The organism is Rhodococcoides kroppenstedtii (assembly GCF_900111805.1).
In the GTDB taxonomy this organism is placed as follows: Bacteria; Actinomycetota; Actinomycetes; order Mycobacteriales; family Mycobacteriaceae; genus Rhodococcoides; species Rhodococcoides kroppenstedtii.
The window spans coordinates 113,828-131,296 of the sequence record NZ_FOJN01000002.1 but is presented as its reverse complement, the minus strand read 5'-3'; the positions used below and the strand labels follow the sequence as shown (position 1 = coordinate 131,296).

The 17,469-nt window shown below is 66.0% G+C and carries 17 protein-coding genes; 10 read left to right on the top strand and 7 right to left on the bottom strand.

What is annotated here, in order from left to right; translation table 11 throughout:
• Positions 1–491 precede the first annotated feature (491 nt).
• A complete protein-coding gene (locus BMZ18_RS19290; protein WP_139203799.1) occupies positions 492–1,259 on the bottom strand; it encodes a hypothetical protein in 768 nt (255 codons plus the stop codon).
• Between the two features lie 557 nt (positions 1,260–1,816).
• Between BMZ18_RS19290 and BMZ18_RS02800 the strand changes: the two genes are divergently transcribed.
• From BMZ18_RS02800 to BMZ18_RS19280, 5 genes are all read left to right on the top strand, one after another.
• The gene (locus BMZ18_RS02800; protein ID WP_068363675.1) at positions 1,817–2,305 is read left to right on the top strand and encodes a hypothetical protein; all 489 of its coding nucleotides are present in this window, start codon (positions 1,817–1,819) and stop codon (positions 2,303–2,305) included.
• Positions 2,306–2,369: 64 nt separating this feature from the next.
• The gene (locus BMZ18_RS19285; RefSeq protein ID WP_068363672.1) at positions 2,370–2,825 is read left to right on the top strand and encodes a hypothetical protein; all 456 of its coding nucleotides are present in this window, start codon (positions 2,370–2,372) and stop codon (positions 2,823–2,825) included.
• A gap of 889 nt (positions 2,826–3,714) precedes the next feature.
• Positions 3,715–4,764: a DUF4062 domain-containing protein gene (locus tag BMZ18_RS02795; RefSeq protein WP_074921756.1), complete on the top strand. Its 1,050-nt coding sequence runs from the start codon at positions 3,715–3,717 to the stop codon at positions 4,762–4,764.
• Between the two features lie 293 nt (positions 4,765–5,057).
• The gene (locus BMZ18_RS02790) at positions 5,058–6,065 is read left to right on the top strand and encodes a hypothetical protein (RefSeq protein WP_139203797.1); all 1,008 of its coding nucleotides are present in this window, start codon (positions 5,058–5,060) and stop codon (positions 6,063–6,065) included.
• Between the two features lie 128 nt (positions 6,066–6,193).
• Positions 6,194–6,436: a hypothetical protein gene (locus BMZ18_RS19280; RefSeq protein WP_139203795.1), complete on the top strand. Its 243-nt coding sequence runs from the start codon at positions 6,194–6,196 to the stop codon at positions 6,434–6,436.
• A 383-nt stretch (positions 6,437–6,819) separates the two neighbouring features.
• Here the strand turns inward: BMZ18_RS19280 and BMZ18_RS02785 are convergent, their stop codons facing one another.
• Together BMZ18_RS02785 and BMZ18_RS02780 are read right to left on the bottom strand one after the other, a co-directional pair.
• Positions 6,820–7,083 (bottom strand): helix-turn-helix transcriptional regulator, encoded by a 264-nt coding sequence (locus BMZ18_RS02785; protein WP_068363665.1) that lies wholly within the window; start codon positions 7,081–7,083, stop codon positions 6,820–6,822.
• Positions 7,084–7,123: 40 nt separating this feature from the next.
• A complete protein-coding gene (locus tag BMZ18_RS02780) occupies positions 7,124–8,317 on the bottom strand; it encodes an alpha/beta hydrolase family protein (protein WP_068363661.1) in 1,194 nt (397 codons plus the stop codon).
• A 136-nt stretch (positions 8,318–8,453) separates the two neighbouring features.
• Between BMZ18_RS02780 and BMZ18_RS02775 the strand changes: the two genes are divergently transcribed.
• Positions 8,454–9,083, top strand: coding sequence for a TetR/AcrR family transcriptional regulator (locus BMZ18_RS02775; RefSeq protein ID WP_169817727.1), 630 nt, complete (start codon positions 8,454–8,456; stop codon positions 9,081–9,083).
• 123 nt (positions 9,084–9,206) lie between these two features.
• Here BMZ18_RS02775 and BMZ18_RS02770 read toward each other — a convergent pair whose 3' ends face one another.
• Positions 9,207–9,758, bottom strand: a complete 552-nt coding sequence (locus BMZ18_RS02770; protein WP_068363657.1) for a CGNR zinc finger domain-containing protein — start codon at positions 9,756–9,758, stop codon at positions 9,207–9,209.
• A gap of 164 nt (positions 9,759–9,922) precedes the next feature.
• On the opposite strand from BMZ18_RS02770, the gene BMZ18_RS02765 reads away from it, so the two are divergent.
• On the top strand, positions 9,923–10,843 hold the full coding sequence (locus BMZ18_RS02765; protein WP_068363654.1) for an AEC family transporter: 921 nt from the start codon (positions 9,923–9,925) through the stop codon (positions 10,841–10,843).
• Between the two features lie 52 nt (positions 10,844–10,895).
• A complete protein-coding gene (locus tag BMZ18_RS02760) occupies positions 10,896–11,753 on the top strand; it encodes an SDR family oxidoreductase (RefSeq protein WP_068363740.1) in 858 nt (285 codons plus the stop codon).
• A 26-nt stretch (positions 11,754–11,779) separates the two neighbouring features.
• On the opposite strand, the gene BMZ18_RS02755 is transcribed toward BMZ18_RS02760, so the two are convergent.
• From BMZ18_RS02755 to acnA, 3 genes are all read right to left on the bottom strand, one after another.
• Positions 11,780–12,352, bottom strand: a complete 573-nt coding sequence (locus BMZ18_RS02755) for a class I SAM-dependent methyltransferase (protein ID WP_082895048.1) — start codon at positions 12,350–12,352, stop codon at positions 11,780–11,782.
• Positions 12,353–12,416: 64 nt separating this feature from the next.
• Positions 12,417–12,719, bottom strand: coding sequence for a winged helix-turn-helix transcriptional regulator (locus BMZ18_RS02750; protein ID WP_068363649.1), 303 nt, complete (start codon positions 12,717–12,719; stop codon positions 12,417–12,419).
• 189 nt (positions 12,720–12,908) lie between these two features.
• Positions 12,909–15,494: an aconitate hydratase AcnA gene (gene acnA / locus BMZ18_RS02745; protein ID WP_068363647.1), complete on the bottom strand. Its 2,586-nt coding sequence runs from the start codon at positions 15,492–15,494 to the stop codon at positions 12,909–12,911.
• Positions 15,495–15,592: 98 nt separating this feature from the next.
• Here acnA and BMZ18_RS02740 point away from each other — a divergent pair, with 98 nt between their 5' ends.
• Positions 15,593–16,279, top strand: coding sequence for a GntR family transcriptional regulator (locus BMZ18_RS02740; protein ID WP_068363645.1), 687 nt, complete (start codon positions 15,593–15,595; stop codon positions 16,277–16,279).
• A 135-nt stretch (positions 16,280–16,414) separates the two neighbouring features.
• A complete protein-coding gene (locus BMZ18_RS02735) occupies positions 16,415–17,440 on the top strand; it encodes a tripartite tricarboxylate transporter substrate binding protein (RefSeq protein ID WP_068363643.1) in 1,026 nt (341 codons plus the stop codon).
• The last annotated feature ends 29 nt before the right edge of the window (positions 17,441–17,469 follow it).

Here is a 17,469-nt window from a genome sequence, read left to right as displayed (position 1 = left end):
CCGTGACCCTCATCTACGGTCGAACGAGCACATCGTAACGTCCGTAGTCGCGATCCGGCCCGGCTCGTGCCTCAGCCGCACGATAAAGACGCGGTCTGGCGCCCACGTAGCGGCGTTTGCGATCCCGGATGGCCGAACCGGGGGCGAGTTCAGCGTCTCGCCACGCCGCTGCCGGGTCAGCCAAATCCGGCAGAGGCCACTGCGCATCTAAAGGCGCGGTTGGTTTCCATCGAGGTGTACGGCGCCTTCCCGGCTTAACTTCCGTTCCTCATCCCTCATCCAACTCGGGGTCCCCCGAGCTGCGGCTTCCGCCTTCGCCAATCTGTTCGATGCACCCGCGGAGGAAGTCAAGCATGCCGAAGAACGCCAGCGTTCCGACATCGCGGCCGAGAGCCGCTGCGATCACCAAACTGAGGGCGGCCAGCACGATAAGCGATGTGAGCGGGTGGATGTACCACCGGTAGAGGTGCGACTCTGGTCGCCCCTGATGATCAGAAGACATCGTCCACATCTCCGTTCACGTCAACAGGGGCGGACGGTTCCCAGTACTGTTCGTCGAACGAATCCCGCAGCGTCGGTGACAATGAGCTGGACGCTGACGGTGCATACGGCGCGTAGTCATCACCATCGGTGTAGTAGTGCAAGTTGGCAACTACAGTCCCCGGCATCGGCTCAAGGACGCCCGCCGCCACCAGAGGCACCACGACGCCTTTCCGGAAACGAAACAGCATTGAGCGAGCGGATCCAGCACTGATTCCCATCTCGCGTGCCGCTGACGAAGTGGTTTCACCACGCAGCAGTGCTGCGAGCAACGTAGGGACTTGGGGGCTCGCCTCGGCTACCAGTCGCTCCGCAGCTGTGCGGGCGTACGGGACGTCCGACATCTCGATTGTCAGGACATTCGTTGTGTCGGTGTCGGCCCGAGCGACCAGTCGTCGAGCCGCCCGGTGTGGTCGAGTCCACTGGTTCACCACAGGGACTTTCCGAAGCAGGCATGCGTTCACGAAGTAGGTCAGGAGGGAGGACTGACTACGATCCCATCTGCGGCCATCCACCACGTTCGTGACGAAGTCGGGGAGGGCTGCGACAGCCATGCTTACGCTCAGATCGTCACGTGAGTCGTGGTCAATGCGCATCAGCTCGAGGTCGCGGTAGTCGATCCGCATGGCCGCGTTGACCGGACCGCTCGTGATGATGCGACCGGACTCCAAGATGTTGTGCAGCGTTCCGATGGCCGGGCTCCACAACGCTTCGATCAAAGCTGATGTTGCGACAGTGAACTTCCCGGATCGAGTGCGAGACCCGGTCATTTGAGCCTTACTAAGTAGTGCTTCTAACCGTTCGTTCAGCTCGATCGTCGATCTTGCAGACATGAAACCCTCCAGGGTGTACGTGCGCGTCGGAAACCTGTCCCGCGATTCGCGAGGCCGGCCGCAACTGCGAAGCAGTTGTATGAGGACGTAGTTCGGGTCGGCTGACAGCGCGGCCAAATGTGACACAAATCACACTCAAGTGGTCACTGGGCAGTTCAGAATCGGCGATACCGGAGATGTCAGGGTCCTTCGCCGGGCCGTAGGACCATGCATGAACGCGCTACAGCTTGGAAGCTTCGAGCGATCAAAGTCGAGGCCCAAGATGGGCCGGTAAGTTCCTGCCAGTGGGACCACATGACACTGCCGCCGCCGGGCCGGGCGAAGCCTCGGCATCGCGCGCCGACTCTGCGGCAGATGCGGGGCACACAGACAGACCGGCTCCAAACACGTCGGACTGTCCCGCAGGCGAGGGAGACACCCATGGGAGTGAGTTCCCGCGCCTAGTGCTCGGTCTTATCGGGGCGCTCCTGTTCATCGTTGGCGGCATCATCGGGCGGTCCGCCGCCGTGCCGTACTCGACGGAATTCTGGCGGATCGCGGCGCAGCCGGCCGCAGTCATCATCGGCGGGTTGGCGGCAGTAAGCGCCGCCGCGGTCGCTTTTCGCGCGCAACGGGCGGCGAGCCAAACCGTCTTGAGGGGGGTTCGCCTGCAGGTTGCGGCAGGTGAGAAGCAGTTTAGACAGACCTACACCGCCGACGTCGAACAACGTGAGGCGGACACAAACAGCACAGCTGTGAATCGTTGCTGGGAGAAGTTCACTTGGATCGTTGCGTTACACCAGGGCAAGGACATGGCAGCGCCGGGTGAAGTGCCGGTAGATATAGCGGTGATGATGCTCGAAAGCCTGTACGACGACGCCAAAGCGCTGGGTGACCCAACGCTGCTTGTAGGCATCGGTGAGTACAGCCGGCTCGTGGTCGATGCCCACTAGCGTGCGACGGCCGAGCGAACTGCACTCTTCAAGCGCATAATGAATACAGAGGGAGGTCGACGTCATGACCTTGAGGGATCGCATCATTGCACTGCCGCCCGAGCGGTACGCGCGCAGTGCCAAGTCCTCGGCTCGGCTTGCCGCGAAGGTAGCGACGGACGCGCACCAACCCGTGCCGGAAAATGCCGCGCGCATCCTGGACATGAGCCTCGAGCAACTAGCCGAGGAGCACCGTCGAAGGCAGGCGGATGAGGAACCCGAGGCGCCGAGTCCGAGTTCGACTGATCCTAATTCACCCCTCGGCCTGAAGCCGGAAGCCATCGCGAACGAGCTTGGCTTGTCGGGGGTGGCGATACAAAACAGTCGCGATGTGATTGCTTCTCTCTGGGAGTTTGCGCTGGTTCAACACTCGCCAAACGACCAGCCCACCCGTGTGGTGCCCGCTGGCCTACTGTTCCGCAACGCGGAGCCCTCCGGCGATCCGGGCGACGTCGAGCCGAGCCGGTCGAGCGCTACTTGATCCTGCCGCGGGTCGGCCTCAACCCGCCCGCAGGTGAAGGAAAGGGTGTTCCCACTGGGCGCGACGCCAGGAACCACCTACCGAGCTGGCGCCGCCAGCTCGGAGGTGCTCGCTACCTACACGGACGCGTTCGACATCCTCGTCAAGAATATCTCTTCACGCCGTGCGTAGAATCGCAACCATGTCCTTCGTGAACAGGCTCCTAGGCATTGGCAGCAGGTCAAGTGGCCCGGACAATACTGGGTCCGGCGAGGTAGCTGACGACAACTTCGACTACTCCGCAATCGATAACTGCCCTTACTGCCAGCGGGGACTGCAGGGTTGGGGGTGCGTCGCCTGCAACGTAGAGTTCGTTTTGGAGGACAACACCCGCCTCGTCGAACGTGAACCGTCGCCGCGAGAGTCATCATCGCAGCGTCAATGCGTGAGGTGCGACAGGTCGATGACAGGCGGCGAGTTCATTGCAGCGTGGGAAGACGGCAGCAACGCTGACGCGTACACCGCCTGCCCTAGATGCGGGTACCAAAACCTCTTCTGAGACTCAGGAGTCGCGTGAACTCATTCTGACCAGTTCTTCCCTATCAAAGGGTGCGGCTTCACGCTCTCAGAGCGCATCGCGGGCTCCTTCTCTACAGAGAATTCTGGAGAGGGCAGCGACGACTTACCACAGGTGATGCGCTTAGTCGGGACGTCGCTAAACTGCACAATTCTTGAGCAGCGTTGCAGCCGGCCTGACGACAGCAGAGGCCTGGCCGGCGGAATAGACTTCGCCAGGACAGCCTGTCGGGTATTTATCGCCGGGGACTAGGATTCGTGCGCCAGAAGTGGCTTTCGAAACAACGCTTGTCGATGCCCTCCTCAGCGGCTCGCGCCCGACTATGATCGAGCTATGGACCGGCGCTACCAGGTATTCGTCAGCTCGACTTTCACTGACCTCATCGACGAACGCCGAGAAGTCATGCAAGCGCTGCTCGAGATGGATTGCCTGCCCGCTGGAATGGAGCTGTTCCCTGCTGGCAATACCGACCAATGGACTCTGATCAGAAAAGTGATCGAACAGAGCGACTATTACCTTGTGATTCTTGGCGGCCGATACGGATCTGTGACCGAAGCTGGTCTCAGCTATACCGAAAAAGAGTACGATCACGCAGTCAAAGTTGGGATACCCGTGATGGGGTTTGTCCCGGCCGAACCCGATGCTATACCAGTAGGCAAGACCGACCGCAGCGATGCAGCTATTGAGAAATTAGCGGCGTTCCGGATTAAGGTCCAACAAAAAATGACCAAGGACTGGAAAAACGCTGAAGATCTTGGCTCCAAGGTCACCCGGGGTCTTATCCACCTCATCAAGAACAACCCGCGGCCTGGATGGGTCCGCGGGGATCATGCCATGACCCCGGAAACGCGAGCAGAGATCGCTGAACTCACTGCCAAGATAGCTGGCTACGAGAAGAAGGAAGCCGAAACTTTCTCTACGGCTGCGCCTACCAAGATGGATCAGTCTTTCGCGCACGGACAGGAAACTGTCACGCTTGATCTGAAACACAAAGGAATAGGAAATTACGGTCAGGATTCAGAAGACGGCGACCTGACTTATACATGGGACGAGATCGTTGAGGTGCTTGGCCCTTTCATGCTTGACGAGGCGCCCGAGCCGGCGCTTCGTAAAAAACTAGATAATCACATGCACATCGACATTCAAAACGACCGCGAAGGTAATTGGTCGGTCGAGCCTTACGCTAATGGAAGTGCTTCAATTTCCGACAAATCGTGGGGCGCCATCATAGTCCAGCTCCGCGCCCTCCGCCTAATCACCACGGGCAGCAAAAAGCGTACGGTTAGCGACAACGCTGTTTACTGGAAACTAACTCAGGCTGGCGACGATTACCTCGTTTCCCTACGCGCTGTGCCCACCGCCGCCAACCCCAATGCGCACTAGCCAAATTGCGTCCCCATTGATATGGGGCAACAACCTCATATCGGTATCTATGCCGTGCATAGGCACCTCGGGCACTCGTCACAGCGATACGCCTTGTACTTTTCCGAAGTGACGGCTGATTCGAGTTTAGCGTCGAAGTGACATGATCTCTACTATCAGCAGTGATTATCATATTCGGATACGCTCCACGCCGATGCCACGAACGCATTCCGGCGCGATCACCTTTTCTCGATGTGACGGCTAGGGCGAGTCATACGCATTAATCCGACAACGCAGGCGGCTAGCCTGGGTCGATGCTGGAGAAAGCGCAGGTAGAACCCGGGGTCAAGGCCCTCCGTCGCGCTGGTGGCGATCGCATGTCGGAAGCGTTGGACGCCTGGTCGAACGGTCAATATCAGAGGGCTGCGGCAGCGGCACCGATGGCGTGCGAGTTCCTGGCGAAAGCAACACTGTGGCAACAAAACCCCACGTTGATCGTCTCTCTCGAATCGAGACAGGACAAGGCGCTCATCGCCCTCGCGACCGCCCCACACCTGGCGATTCCCGGCCTCCGTACGGTCACTCTCCGCTCCGCACTGGATCGGGTGGCTCTCATGCACGGACCGCTCCCGATCACCAGCGAGCGCCAGCAGCAACTGATCGACTGCCGCAACAGCTCCACGCACGTGGGCATGATTCCGAGATCCGACGGCGAGTCCGAAGAGAGGTTCGCGCGGCGCGTCCTCTCCGATTCACTGCTCCTGTCGAACTTTTTCCTCGACCACCTCGACCACGACACCAGTCAGTTCTACGGTCAACACAAGTCGATGGTCGCCGGACTCCTGGACAAGCAACGAACGGAAACGCAGCAACAGGTCGATCGACTTCTCGCGAACGCGAAAACGCGAATCGACAGTTTGCGCGAGCACTTCGACGACGACGAGCTCTGGCGATCGAGCGCGCAGGAGCTGGAAGCCGTGGACCCGCCACGGCTGGCGATTCTTCTCGATTCCGACCAACTACCCATTGAGTACGACTGCCCCTCCTGCGGGTATCGCGGCCGGTTGATCGGTGCGATCGAGGTCGACGTCACCATGGACTTCGATGTGTCGGACGGCGAATCGATGCCGGCGCCGTTCTTCACCACCTTCTTTCACGCGCGATCGTTCCTGTGCAACGTCTGCAAGCTGGAGCTGCGGGGCGCAGAACTTGAGGTGGCGGGGATACCGACTGCATCACGCCAGATCGAGGACCACGAACTAGGCGACAATTTCGACCCCGCCGAATGGGAGGCCGGGCGCTATGGCGATGACGACTACTGACGTCCTGGCGCCAACTACGCGGCGATCCAGCGCGCGCTCCTCCGCGTCGACCGTCGTGACCACCGCCGCCGATCACAGGCTGCTGCTGATTACCCTGTAGTCGCTGACTCTCACCCACCCTCAGTGCCGTGCAGGGGACTGTGGCGGTTGCATGGGGTGGCCTGCCCGGACTGGTGCTGCACGTCTGCGCGATGGCGATCGGTACGGTGGCGGTGTCCCCGTCGACAGCGGTGTCACCGTCGGGCCGCACGACGGCGGTGAGGGTGTCGCAGCTGCGCGCCCACGCCGCCCATTCGGAGATGGGTTTCGGGGCCGGTGACGGCGTCTGTGCGGCGGCGGTGGCCATCGGGCTGGTGAGATGCCCGGCCTAGGGAGTACACCGATCGAGCTAGGTCACTGCCCGACGACGGCCGGGTTCATGAGCGTATTGCTCATTACAGGATTGTTTACTCAAACCAGGATTGGCCAAGCCGCTAGCGCCGATTCGTGCAGCTCAGGGACCCGAGCATGTCATAATCTTTATTATCGGCAACGATTATCGGTGTCGATATTGATCGTGCACATGCCGCCCGTTGTAGAACCGAGGCCGCGAGCGACGATGTGTTTGAACGGCACCGTCGACCATGGCTGCACCGTCCCGATTGCAGGGGCCTTCGGTGTGCAGGTGCACCGGGGTGATGCCGGATCCGGCAGGTACTCACCGCACATGCGGTACGAGCGCGGTGAATCGAGTACGGCCGAGGCCGGGTGAGCGTCACAGTACGGGGCGGTGCATCCGAGGAGGCGGATCGAACTCGGTGCGGGAAAAGACGTCTTCCACGCGTAACGAGAAGGCTTCGCAGATCCGGAGCGCGATGTCGAGTCGGGGGTAGTGATCGCCGCGTTCGAGTGCGCCGACGGTTTGCGGGTTGACCTCGACCAATTCGGCGAGCTGCGCCCGCGTCATGCGCCGCTCGCCGCGCAGTGCGGCGATGCGGTTGTGTATCGGCGCACTGCGCGCCTCGCGGCGGCGGTTCATCGGACGCGGAGTCGAGCCCGGTCCGTGCTCTGCCGGCCGGTCACCGACCGAAGAGCCGGTCGAGGAACGCCAGTGCGTCGGGCGGGGACGCGGTCAGGGTCGCGCTGTGGTCGCCGGGGTAGGTCTTGAAGGTGACGGGTTGGCCGTTCTCTGTCAGGCGCGCCGCATAGAGAGCCGTCGTCGGGTACGGCACGTCGGTGTCGAGCGCGCCGTGGCCCATGAAAAAGGGCTTGTCGAAACCGGACTCGGGCATGGCCATGTAGTGCGCCACGGTGGACTGGAAGTTCGGCAGGCTCGTCAGCGGGGCGGTGAAGAAGTCTCCGAGCGAAACCCCGCGGAGCTGCTCCTCGAAGTCGAGAATGCATTCGGATTCGGCGAGGGCGGCGTACTCGGCGCCGGTGGGCGTGAGGATGGTGTCGATGCCGAGCTCGGGGTGGGCGTACCGCAGTGCGGCGACGATGTAGGAGACGTACGCGGTCAGCCCTGGTGTGAGGGGCACGGGCGGGGTGCCCGGTCCCCCGATCTCGAGCAACCGTTCGATGTAGGCCGGTGTTCCGGTTCCGACGGCGCCGCGATAATCGAGTTCCGGTCCGCCGAATTCGGTGGCATAGCGCGCGGTGTATATGGCGGCGCCGCCTCCCTGGGACTGGCCCACGGCGGCCCACGACGACGACAGCTGTTGGCCGGCCGGCAGCGTGGAGGTGTAGTTCCGGCCCGCCGCGACCATGTCCACGACGTTGTGGGCGGTGGTCCGTCCGTCGAGATAGGCGTGGAGTCCGGGGGTGCCGAGCCCGGCGTAGTCACTGGCGACGATGGCGTAGCCGTTGTCGATCCAGTTCGCCAGGTACGGCAGATCGCGTTGCGGCGCAGCCGGACCCGACACGGACGGTGCGCACGCGTCGGCGAGGCCGGACGTGCCGTGCGCCCACGAGATCACCGGCCACCCTCCCGCCGGTGCCGTGCCGGGCGGGAGGAACACCGTTCCGGTGCTGGTCGCCGGGGATCCGAAGGCATCGGTGGTGGTGTATTCGAGCGCCACCGCCTGCGCCGCACCCGGTACCCACAGCTCGGAGGATAGCGGTCGAACCGAGAGCAGCTCACCTGCTGCGGCGTCGGTGGGCACCGACGCAGGAAGGGGTGCTGCCGCTGCGGGCGACGCGCCGAGGGCAACGGCCACCAGCGTCGCCGACGCGGCGGCGGTCAGGCGGATGGTGGCGCGAGTACGTGAACGCATGGTCGAGGCCCCTCGTCGGTGGATAAGCGCGGCGACACCCAGGGCCGCTTGTACGACTGTTCAAGACAGTAACGGCTCGTTGCATGGTCGTGCAACGAGATGGGACGCTGACTGCTCCATGTCCGGAGGAGGGCACGTGTCGGACGTAGTCCGCGATCGAACCGATCGTCATACCGATCTTCTCGACGCCGCAGTCGATCACGTGCTGGTGAGCGGGTTCGAAAAGATGTCCCTGCGCACGCTCGCCGGTGCTCTGGGCGTTGCCCACAACACCCTGACGCATCACTTCGGTGACCGGGCGTCCCTGCAGCACGCGATCCTCGTTCGTCTGGCCGAACGGGTGCAGCGCGACACCCGAGCGGTGCTGCCGGAGGGCGCAGAACCTTCGGACACGGTGGACGCCGTGCTGCGAATGCGCACGGTGTTCGAGTGGATGGCCGATGCGTCGCGTCGGCCGGTGTGGGCCGCGTTCTACGAATCCATCGCGCTGGCGGTGCGCGACCCGACCACGAACCGGGCCTTCCTGTCGCACGTCGAGAACGACTGGGTCGAGCCCCTCGCCGCGGAATTCGAGCGCATCGGCACCGACGCGGGCACCGCACGCGCGCGAGCGGTGCTGATCGTCGCGACGACCCGCGGCCTGGTGATGGACGTGGTGGTGAGCGGGCCGTCCGGCATCACTCGGGCGCGCGATGCCCTCGAGGAGTTTCTCCCGCTGGTCGCCGGATGGATCGAGCGGCGGGCGCCGGTGTCGCCGTCGCGGTAGACCGCCGGACCGACTGCGCTCGGATGCGGTGCAGCGCTGCGTCGTCGGCGGACGGCCGTCGATCTTCGGTCCCCGAGTCGCCCTCCCCGCGCACGGCCGTCGTGGGCGCGGAGCGTCGACCGCTCAGCTGCGCGGCCGACGCGCGGCGGCCGAGCGGGCAGCGGTGCGATGTCGTCGGACGGCGTCGCCGTTGGCGCACCGGGTGCTGCAGTAGCGCCGGCGGCCGTTACGGCTGGTGTCGACGTAGGCGCGTTCACACCCCTCCCGCTGGCACAGGCCGAGTCGGGTCCCGCCGGATTCCACGGTGAACAGCGCCAGCCCCCCGGCGGTCACCGCTCGGACCCGTCCCACGAGGTCGGATTCCTCGGAGGCGAAGTGCAGATGCGGCCTGAGGTCGTCGTGCATGGTCAGGTAGACGTTCGCGGCGCCGTCGGCCAGGACGACGTTGACCGCCTCGCACCGCGTCTGCGCGGAGTCGGCCGCGAACACCGATCTGAGGCGCCCGGTCCACTGACGCAATGCTTCGACCGCGGAGGGGTCGGCGGTCGGGCGCCTGATGTCGTGGGCGGCCAGCGCCCGATGCAGACCGTCGGGTGACCACCGATTGTCCGCGGCGGTGCTCACCAGGTCCGCTGCGAGCAGCGCACCGGTCATGTTGTCATGGTTGAAATGCATTCGAGCATTGCAACACGCCGCGCCGACCCGGCGTTGTCACCGTGCACGCATCGACGGCGTCCACGGTGGTCGGCGCCGGTCGTCGGCGTCGATCGGTGAGCTCGGACGGGAGTACGCGGTGTCATGGTTGAACTGCACACGAGCGTTGAACCACGCTGCTGTGCATGCATCTGGTCACCTCCGCCGTCCTTCCGATTGTCGCGATCCTGTTGGCCGGAGCCGTGATTCGACGCCGGGTGCTCGACAGCGACGACTTCTGGCGTGGCCTCGAGTGGCTGAGCTTCCACGTCTTCACCCCCGCGCTGTTCGTGCACGCGATCGCCAACTCTCCGGTGATCGGCACCGACCCGCTACCGTTGATCGTCGGGTTGACCGCTCCCGTTCTCGCGGTGTCCGCGGTGCTGCTCGTCGTCCGCGCACCGCTGCGGGTGGACGGCCCACGGCTGACCTCGATGGTGCAGGGGTGCGTTCGGCTCAACACCTACATCGGGCTGGTCTTCGCCGAGGAACTCGGCGGGACCGCCGGTGTGGCGATGTTCGCGGTGGCGTCGGCGGTGATGGTGCCGCTGGTGAACGTCGTGTCGGTGGGCGCGCTGACCAGGTTCGGGCGCATGCCCGGAGACGGCCCCCGGCCCTCCCTGGTGCGGTCGCTGTGGTCCAACCCGTTGATCATCGCCTGCGCGATCGGACTGACGTTGAGCCTGACCGGCACGGCACTGCCGGAGGTGCTGGCGCGGCCGATCGACCTGCTGTCGCAACCGGCTCTGGTCACGGGCACCCTGGCGGCCGGCGCCGCGTTGTCGTTCGGTTTGCGCTGGCGCGACGTCGCCGACCTCGTCGCGACGTCCGCGGTGAAGCTGGTGGCGCTCCCGGTGATGGCGTACGCGGTGGCATCTGCGTTGGGGGCGACCAGCGCGGTGCTGACCGCGGTCGTGCTCATCACCGCGCTGCCCACCGCACCGTCGGCGTACGTCCTCGCTCGGCGGATGGGCGGCGATCATCGGCTGATGTCCGCGATCACCGGTGCGCAGACCGTGCTCGCCATGATCACCCTGCCCATTGTGGTGCAACTCACTGTGCCGTGATCGCGTTGCTGCACTTGATGTAACAGACCCCTGCGGTGCCTTAATGGCGGCCATGACATTCATCGTGCACGGCGCCACCGGCGCCCAAGGATCCCCCGTACTGTCCGCCCTCCGCGCAGCGGGCCACGACGCCGTCGCCGCCGTCCGCAGCACCACCGCGGCCGACGGACCGGCAGTGGCCGTGGACTACTCCTCCGTGGACTCGCTCGTCGCCGCATACGAGGGCGCCGACGGAGTGTTCGTCCACCTGCCGCTGGGCACGCCCGAGCAGCAGATGCAGTTCGCTCGCACGATCGCCGAGGCGGTGTCGATTGCCCGCCCGGCGCGGGTGGTGTTCTCCACCAGCGGTTACGCCCTGACCGATCTCGAGACCCCGTCGTCGGCACCGGAGGTCCTCGCCGCGGCGTTGCGCGCCGGGACCGTCTCGCACGCCGTGATCGAACCGCGGGTGTTCCTCGAGAACCTGCTGCTCCCCGTCTCCATCGGACCGGTTCTGAGCGAAGGCGTGCTGCGGTACCCGATCCGCGACGACTATGCGATCTCGTGGAGCTCGCACCTCGACATCGCCGATGTCGCCGCGCGCCTGCTGACCGACACCGCCGTCGACAGAATCGTCTCGGTGGGAGCACTGCCGGCGCTGCTCGGCGCCGACCTGGCCGAGGAGTTCACCGCCTACCTCGGACGAGATGTGCGCTTCGACGCCGTCTCACCCGACGACTACGGAACCCTGATCGAACCGCTCTTCGGCGCCGACGCGGTGACCCCGGTCGTGGAGTCCTATCACTGGCGGGCAACGCAACCCGGTGAGAGCATCCCCGAGGATCGCTCCGCCCAGAAGCTCCTCGGGATCGACACCCGCAGCGTGCGGCAGTGGCTCGCGGAGATGAACGTCGAGCGTCCGCAGTCCTGACCCGACACGAGCCGCGGTGTCCGGGGTCAGAGATCGGATTCCGGCACCGCGGCGCGGGCACGCAGAATCATGCCCTCCTGGACGCGACGAACCTCGACACCGGGGAAGCCGCCGTCGAGGAACAACGCCCTCCACCCGGGCGGAGGTCCGCCCGAGGGGGGTGTGAAGGCGATGACGACCCGCCCGGTGCGCCGCACCACCCGCCGCAACTCCGCCACCCCGGCCGCGGGATCGGGCCAGAAGTGCAGATTGTCGATCGCCAGCGCTGCGTCGACCGAGCCGGACGACAGCGGGAGTGCTCCGGCGGACCCGGGGAGCAGCGAGACGCGGCCGGCCCGCACCGCCTCGGCGTTGCGGCGACCGGCCCACCGGTGCATCAGGTCGGACGGGTCGACACCGACCACCAGACCGTCGGGCACGGCTGCGGCGAGCAGCGTCATCGCCACCCCGGGGCCGAACCCGATCTCGAGAACGGTCTCGGCGCTGCCGGGGTCGAGGGCATCGACCGCCCGGCGCGCCATCGGCGCCCCGGTCGTGGTCATCAACGCAGCACCGCGCTCGCCGGCGGCACCGCGTGGCACGACGAACATGTCAGTCATGAAAGCCTCGGTCTCAACGTCGTCGGGCGGGCTCGACGTGAGACCGACGACGGCCGACGGCCGCTCATTCGGGTCGACTCGACGACTCGATCATCGAACTCCCCCAGGTGTTCATCGCATCGAGCACCGGACGGAGTGCATAGCCCGCCTCGGTCAGTTCGTAGACCACCCTCGGGGGAATCTCCGCGTACACCGTCCGCGTGAGGAGACCGTGCGATTCGAAGCGGCGCAGACGGTTGGTCAGGGTGTGGGCACTGATGCCGTCGAGCTGGTCGCACAGTTCACCGAAACGGCGAGGACCGGCGAGCAGTTCACGCACGATCAGCGTGGCCCACGGCCCGTCGAGCAGGCTCAGGAATTTGCTCATGCCGCATTCGGTCGGGCCGCAACTGTCGAACTTCACCGGTCTCACCCCGCCGACTGTAGTCGCATTACTGCAGTCCGTGTGGTCACTGCATCGACTGCACTGACGATGGTCGGAGCCCCGGTTGTCGGTCGTCGGTGCGCGGTCGACGAGGGCCCGGCGGCGCCTCGTGTCCCGATCGTTCGGGCGACGCTAGTTCTCGGCACCGAGAACGAACGGAATCACCCCGCCGCACGCGAGCAGGCTCTCGTCGCGGGTGGTCTCCACCGCGAGGTCGGCCTGCCGGGTGATCGCACCACCGTCGCGTCGCCGCACGGTGACGGTCGCGACGCGCCTCGAGAGGTCCTCGGGGGTCACCTCGACGCCGATTCGGTCCTCGGCCGTGCAGCCGTCGAGTGCGTCCGCGAGGTCACCCGAGACCACGATGGGCAGCACTCCCACACCGATGAGGTTGGTGCGGTGGATGCGCTCGAAGCTGCGAGCGAGGACGGCTCTGACTCCCAGCAGGCGAACGACCTTGGCGGCCCAATCGCGGGAGGACCCCATGCCGTATCGCTCCCCCGCGACGATCACGACGGAGTCCCCGGTCTCGGCGTAGCGCTGCGCCGCCACCATCAGCGGCACCACCTCACCCGTCGGCGCGTGCACCGTGTGGGCTGTCGAGGCGTCGGGAGCCAGACGGTTGCGCACGTTCCGGTTGTGGAAAGCGCCGCGCAGCATCAACTCCCAATTGCCTCGGCGAGAAGCGAACACGTTCAGGTCACCGCGGGGAACGCCGCGACCGACGAGGTAGTCCGCAGCGACACTGTCTCGCGGGATGGCGCCCGCCGGGGAGATGTGGTCCGTGGTGACGTCGTCACCCACCACGAGCAGCGGGTGCGCCGAGAAGCTCCCCCACGCGCTCCGTGCGAACTCGGGTTGCGCGAACGGCGAGGGCCGCAGAGCGGTGGAGGCGGCGTCCCAGGGGAACAACGGTCCGGTGGGGGCGTCGATCGCATCCCATTCCGGGTGCGCCGAAGCGGCAGCGAAGTCGTCGACGACGCTGCGGGGCTCGCGGGCGAGGAAGAGCGCCTGGTCGATGTCCTCGTCGCTCGGCCACAACTCCTGCAGCGCAACGCGCCTGCCGTCGGAGTCGGTGCCGAGCGGTTCGGTGGTGAGATCGATCGATGCGTCTCCGGCCAGGGCGTAGGCGATCACCAGGGGCGGCGACATGAGCAGTCCCAGTTCGAGATCGGGATGCACGCGGCCGGGGAAGTTGCGGTTGCCCGACAGCACGGCGATCGGGGTGCGCGTTCCCTCGGCGGCCGCCTCACGCATGGGTTGCGTCAGTTCACCCGAGTTGCCGATGCAGGTGGCGCAGCCGAAGCCGACGATGTCGAACCCCACCGCGGACAGGTCGTCGACCAGCTCGGCGCGCTGCAACAGGCTCGCCGCGGCCGGTGATCCCGGCGCCAGCGACGTCTTGACCTGCGGCGGCACCGTCAGTCCGCGCTCGCGGGCGCGGCGGGCCAGCAGACCCGCGGCGACGAGGAGTCGGGGGTCGGAGGTGTTGGTGCAACTGGTGATGGAGGCGATCGCGATCGGGTACGACCGCTCACCGCGGCCGCTGCCGGACGAACGGACCGTCGTGGCCACCGCGGACAAGGGCATCAGGTCCTGGGGGCGGCGCGGTCCGGCGACCGAGGTCTCGACGGCGCCGAGGTCGACGGTGATCTGGCGGGTGTACTCGGGTGTGGCGTCGGGGTCGAACCAAAGGCCCATCTGCCGCGCCGCGGCTTCGACGAATTCGCAGTGCGACGGGGTGCGGCCGGTGTCGGCCAGATAGCGCAGCACCTGATGATCGATCGGGAAGTACCCGGTGGTGGCGCCGTATTCCGGGGCCATGTTCGCCACCACCGAACGTGTCCCGACGCCGAGCGTGGACACCCCGGGGCCGAAGAACTCCACGAACTCGCCGGTGACGCCCACCTCGCGGAGCCGGTGGGTGACCGTGAGCGCCAGATCCGTTCCCGTGACACCCGGTCCGAGCGTTCCGATCAACCGAACCCCCACCACATCCGGAATCCGCAGTGTCGTGGGCAGTCCGAACATGACGGACTGCGCTTCGAGACCGCCGATCCCCCAGGCGAGCACCCCGAGACCGTTGACCATCGGGGTGTGGCTGTCGGTGCCGAGCATCATGTCCGGCACGGCCCATCGGGTGCCGTCGCGGGTCTCGGTCGTCACGACGGTGGCGAGCTGTTCGAGATTGATGGTGTGCATGATGCCGGTGCCCGGACGGTTCACGTGGACGGTGTCCATCGCGCGCTCGGCCCAGGCGAGGAAGCGGTAGCGCTCGGCGTTACGGCGCATGTCGTGACGCAGGTTGATCTCGGACGCACCGCGCTGCGCGAACGCCTCCACCGCTAGTGAGTGATCGACCGAGATCTCCACCGGCAACACCGGGGACAGTGACGTCGGATCGCCACCGCGCGAGGCGACGACGTCACGCATCGCGGCGATGTCGACCAGCGCGGGTGTGCTCGTGGTGTCGTGCATCATCAATCGGCCCGGCATGAACGGGATCTCGGCCGTGCTCGACCGGCCGTCCAACCACCTGCAGAGAGCGGCGATCGCCTCGTCGCGCACGTCGGGGGACGCCGTCCGAAGGACGTTCTCCGCCAGCAGGCGTAGCACGACCGGCCACCGGCGGTGAACCCGCGAGCCGACAGCGGCCTCGACGTCGATCGTGCGCAGAGCACCTGCTCCCGGGTCGCCCACTACATCGTTCGTCGTCATAGCGCCAGGTTAGGTTATAACCTATAGCCTGCGCCAGCGGGGTACGATGCGCTTGGCTGCGACCTGTGCGTGCGCCCCGAGACCGAGGAGTTCCGCAGATGGCTGCATCTCAGGCAACCTTCACCAAGAACGACTACGTCTACGAGCAACTGCGCACACGGATCCTGACCGGGGAGCTCGCGGCAGGATCGGTGATCGGGCAAGCGCGGCTGGCGACGGAACTCGGTGTCAGCACCACCCCCCTACGTGAAGCAGTACGACGCTTGGCGGCCGAGGGAATGATCGAGCTCGAACCCCACCGCGACGCACGGGTCACACCGGTGTCCGCCGACGAAGCACGCCACCTCTATCAGGTACGCGAGAGCCTCGACCCCCTCGCGACGGCGCTGGCCGCCCAGCATCGCACGACCGCCGACGTCGCGGCCATCGAGTTCGCGCTCAGCCGCCTGGAACCGATCACCGACGCCGGCGATCTCGACGCCCTTCTCCGCCACCGCGAGTTCCACCGGGCGGTGTACCGGGCCTCGGGGAATCCGGTGTTGATCGACATCCTCGAGCGACTCTGGGACAAAGCCGATCGCTACCGATTGATCGGGCTGCGCCACAGCGGCGACAGCACACGCGATCACGCGCGGGTCGCCACCGAGCACCAGGCGATCAGCGACGCCGTCGCCGCCGGCGACGCGGCAGCGGCGCAGCAAGCGATGACCGACCACATCCGTCGCAGCCTCGGACGCCGCGCCATCGTCGCTCTGGGCGACTACGATTCGCCCGCCGGGCACTGACCTCGACCGTCCACCGCACTCGGCGCGCCGCCGCCCTCTGGGCACACCTGTGCTGGACATCACAGGGTTACAGGTTATAGCCTGCAACACGTCGCCGATCGGTGACGACCCCAGAGAAACGTGAGGTGCGCTCAGGTGAGCTCCCCCGACCGACCCAGCACGGCGAGGGCGCCGTGGTCCCCCCTCCGTAAAGCGGCGGCCGCGCTCGCGGCCGTTGCCTGCGCCGCCGTCGTGGTCGTCGGTGTCGGTGATGCCGCGTCCAGCGGTGGGGGCGCCGACGCCCGCGCGCAGTTGACGCTCATCGCCCCCGCAGCGGCGGGCGGCGGCTGGGACGGCGCCGCCCGCGAGGCGCAGCAGGCGCTCCGCTCGGAAGGCATCGTCAACAACACCACCGTCGTGAACATCCCCGGCGCAGGCGGAACCATCGGGCTCAGTCAATTCAGTGGTATGACAGGCGAATCCGCCACCATGATGATCATGGGCATCACGATGCTCGGCGCCATCAACATCAACGGCTCCGACGTCGATCTGGGGGATGTCACCCCCATCGCCCGCCTCGCCGACGACTACGACGTCGTCGTCGTCCCGGCCGACTCCCCCATCTGGACACTCGACGACCTGATGACCGCATGGCGCACCGACCCCCAGCACTTCGCGTTCGGAGGCGGCTCACTGGGCAGCGTGGACCAGATGATCGTCAGCCGCATGGCCCGCGAGAACGGCATGGACCCCAACGCCGTGAACTACATCGCGTACTCCGGCGGCGGCGAACTCGCCACCTCTTTGCTGTCCGGCACCATCAAGGCCTCCGTCAGCGGCTACGAGGACTTCGTCGATCAGATCGAGGCCGGCAACCTGCGCGCCCTCGCCGTCTCGGCACCCGCCCCCGTCGACAGCATCGACCTGCCCACCCTCGTCGAACTCGGCTACGACGTCACGCTGACCAACTGGCGCGGCATCGTCGCACCCCCCGGCATCACCGACGCTCAGCGAGACGAACTCGAGGCCATCGTCACCGAACTCGTCGCCACCTCGCAGTGGCGAGATGCACTCGAGCGCAACCGCTGGACCGACACCTTCGCCGTCGGTGAGGAATTCGCCCGTGGACTCGAGGCCGAAACCGAGTTCGTCGACGGCATCTGGGCCGACCTCGGCTACTGACCACCCACCCCGATCCCCGCCTCCGAAAG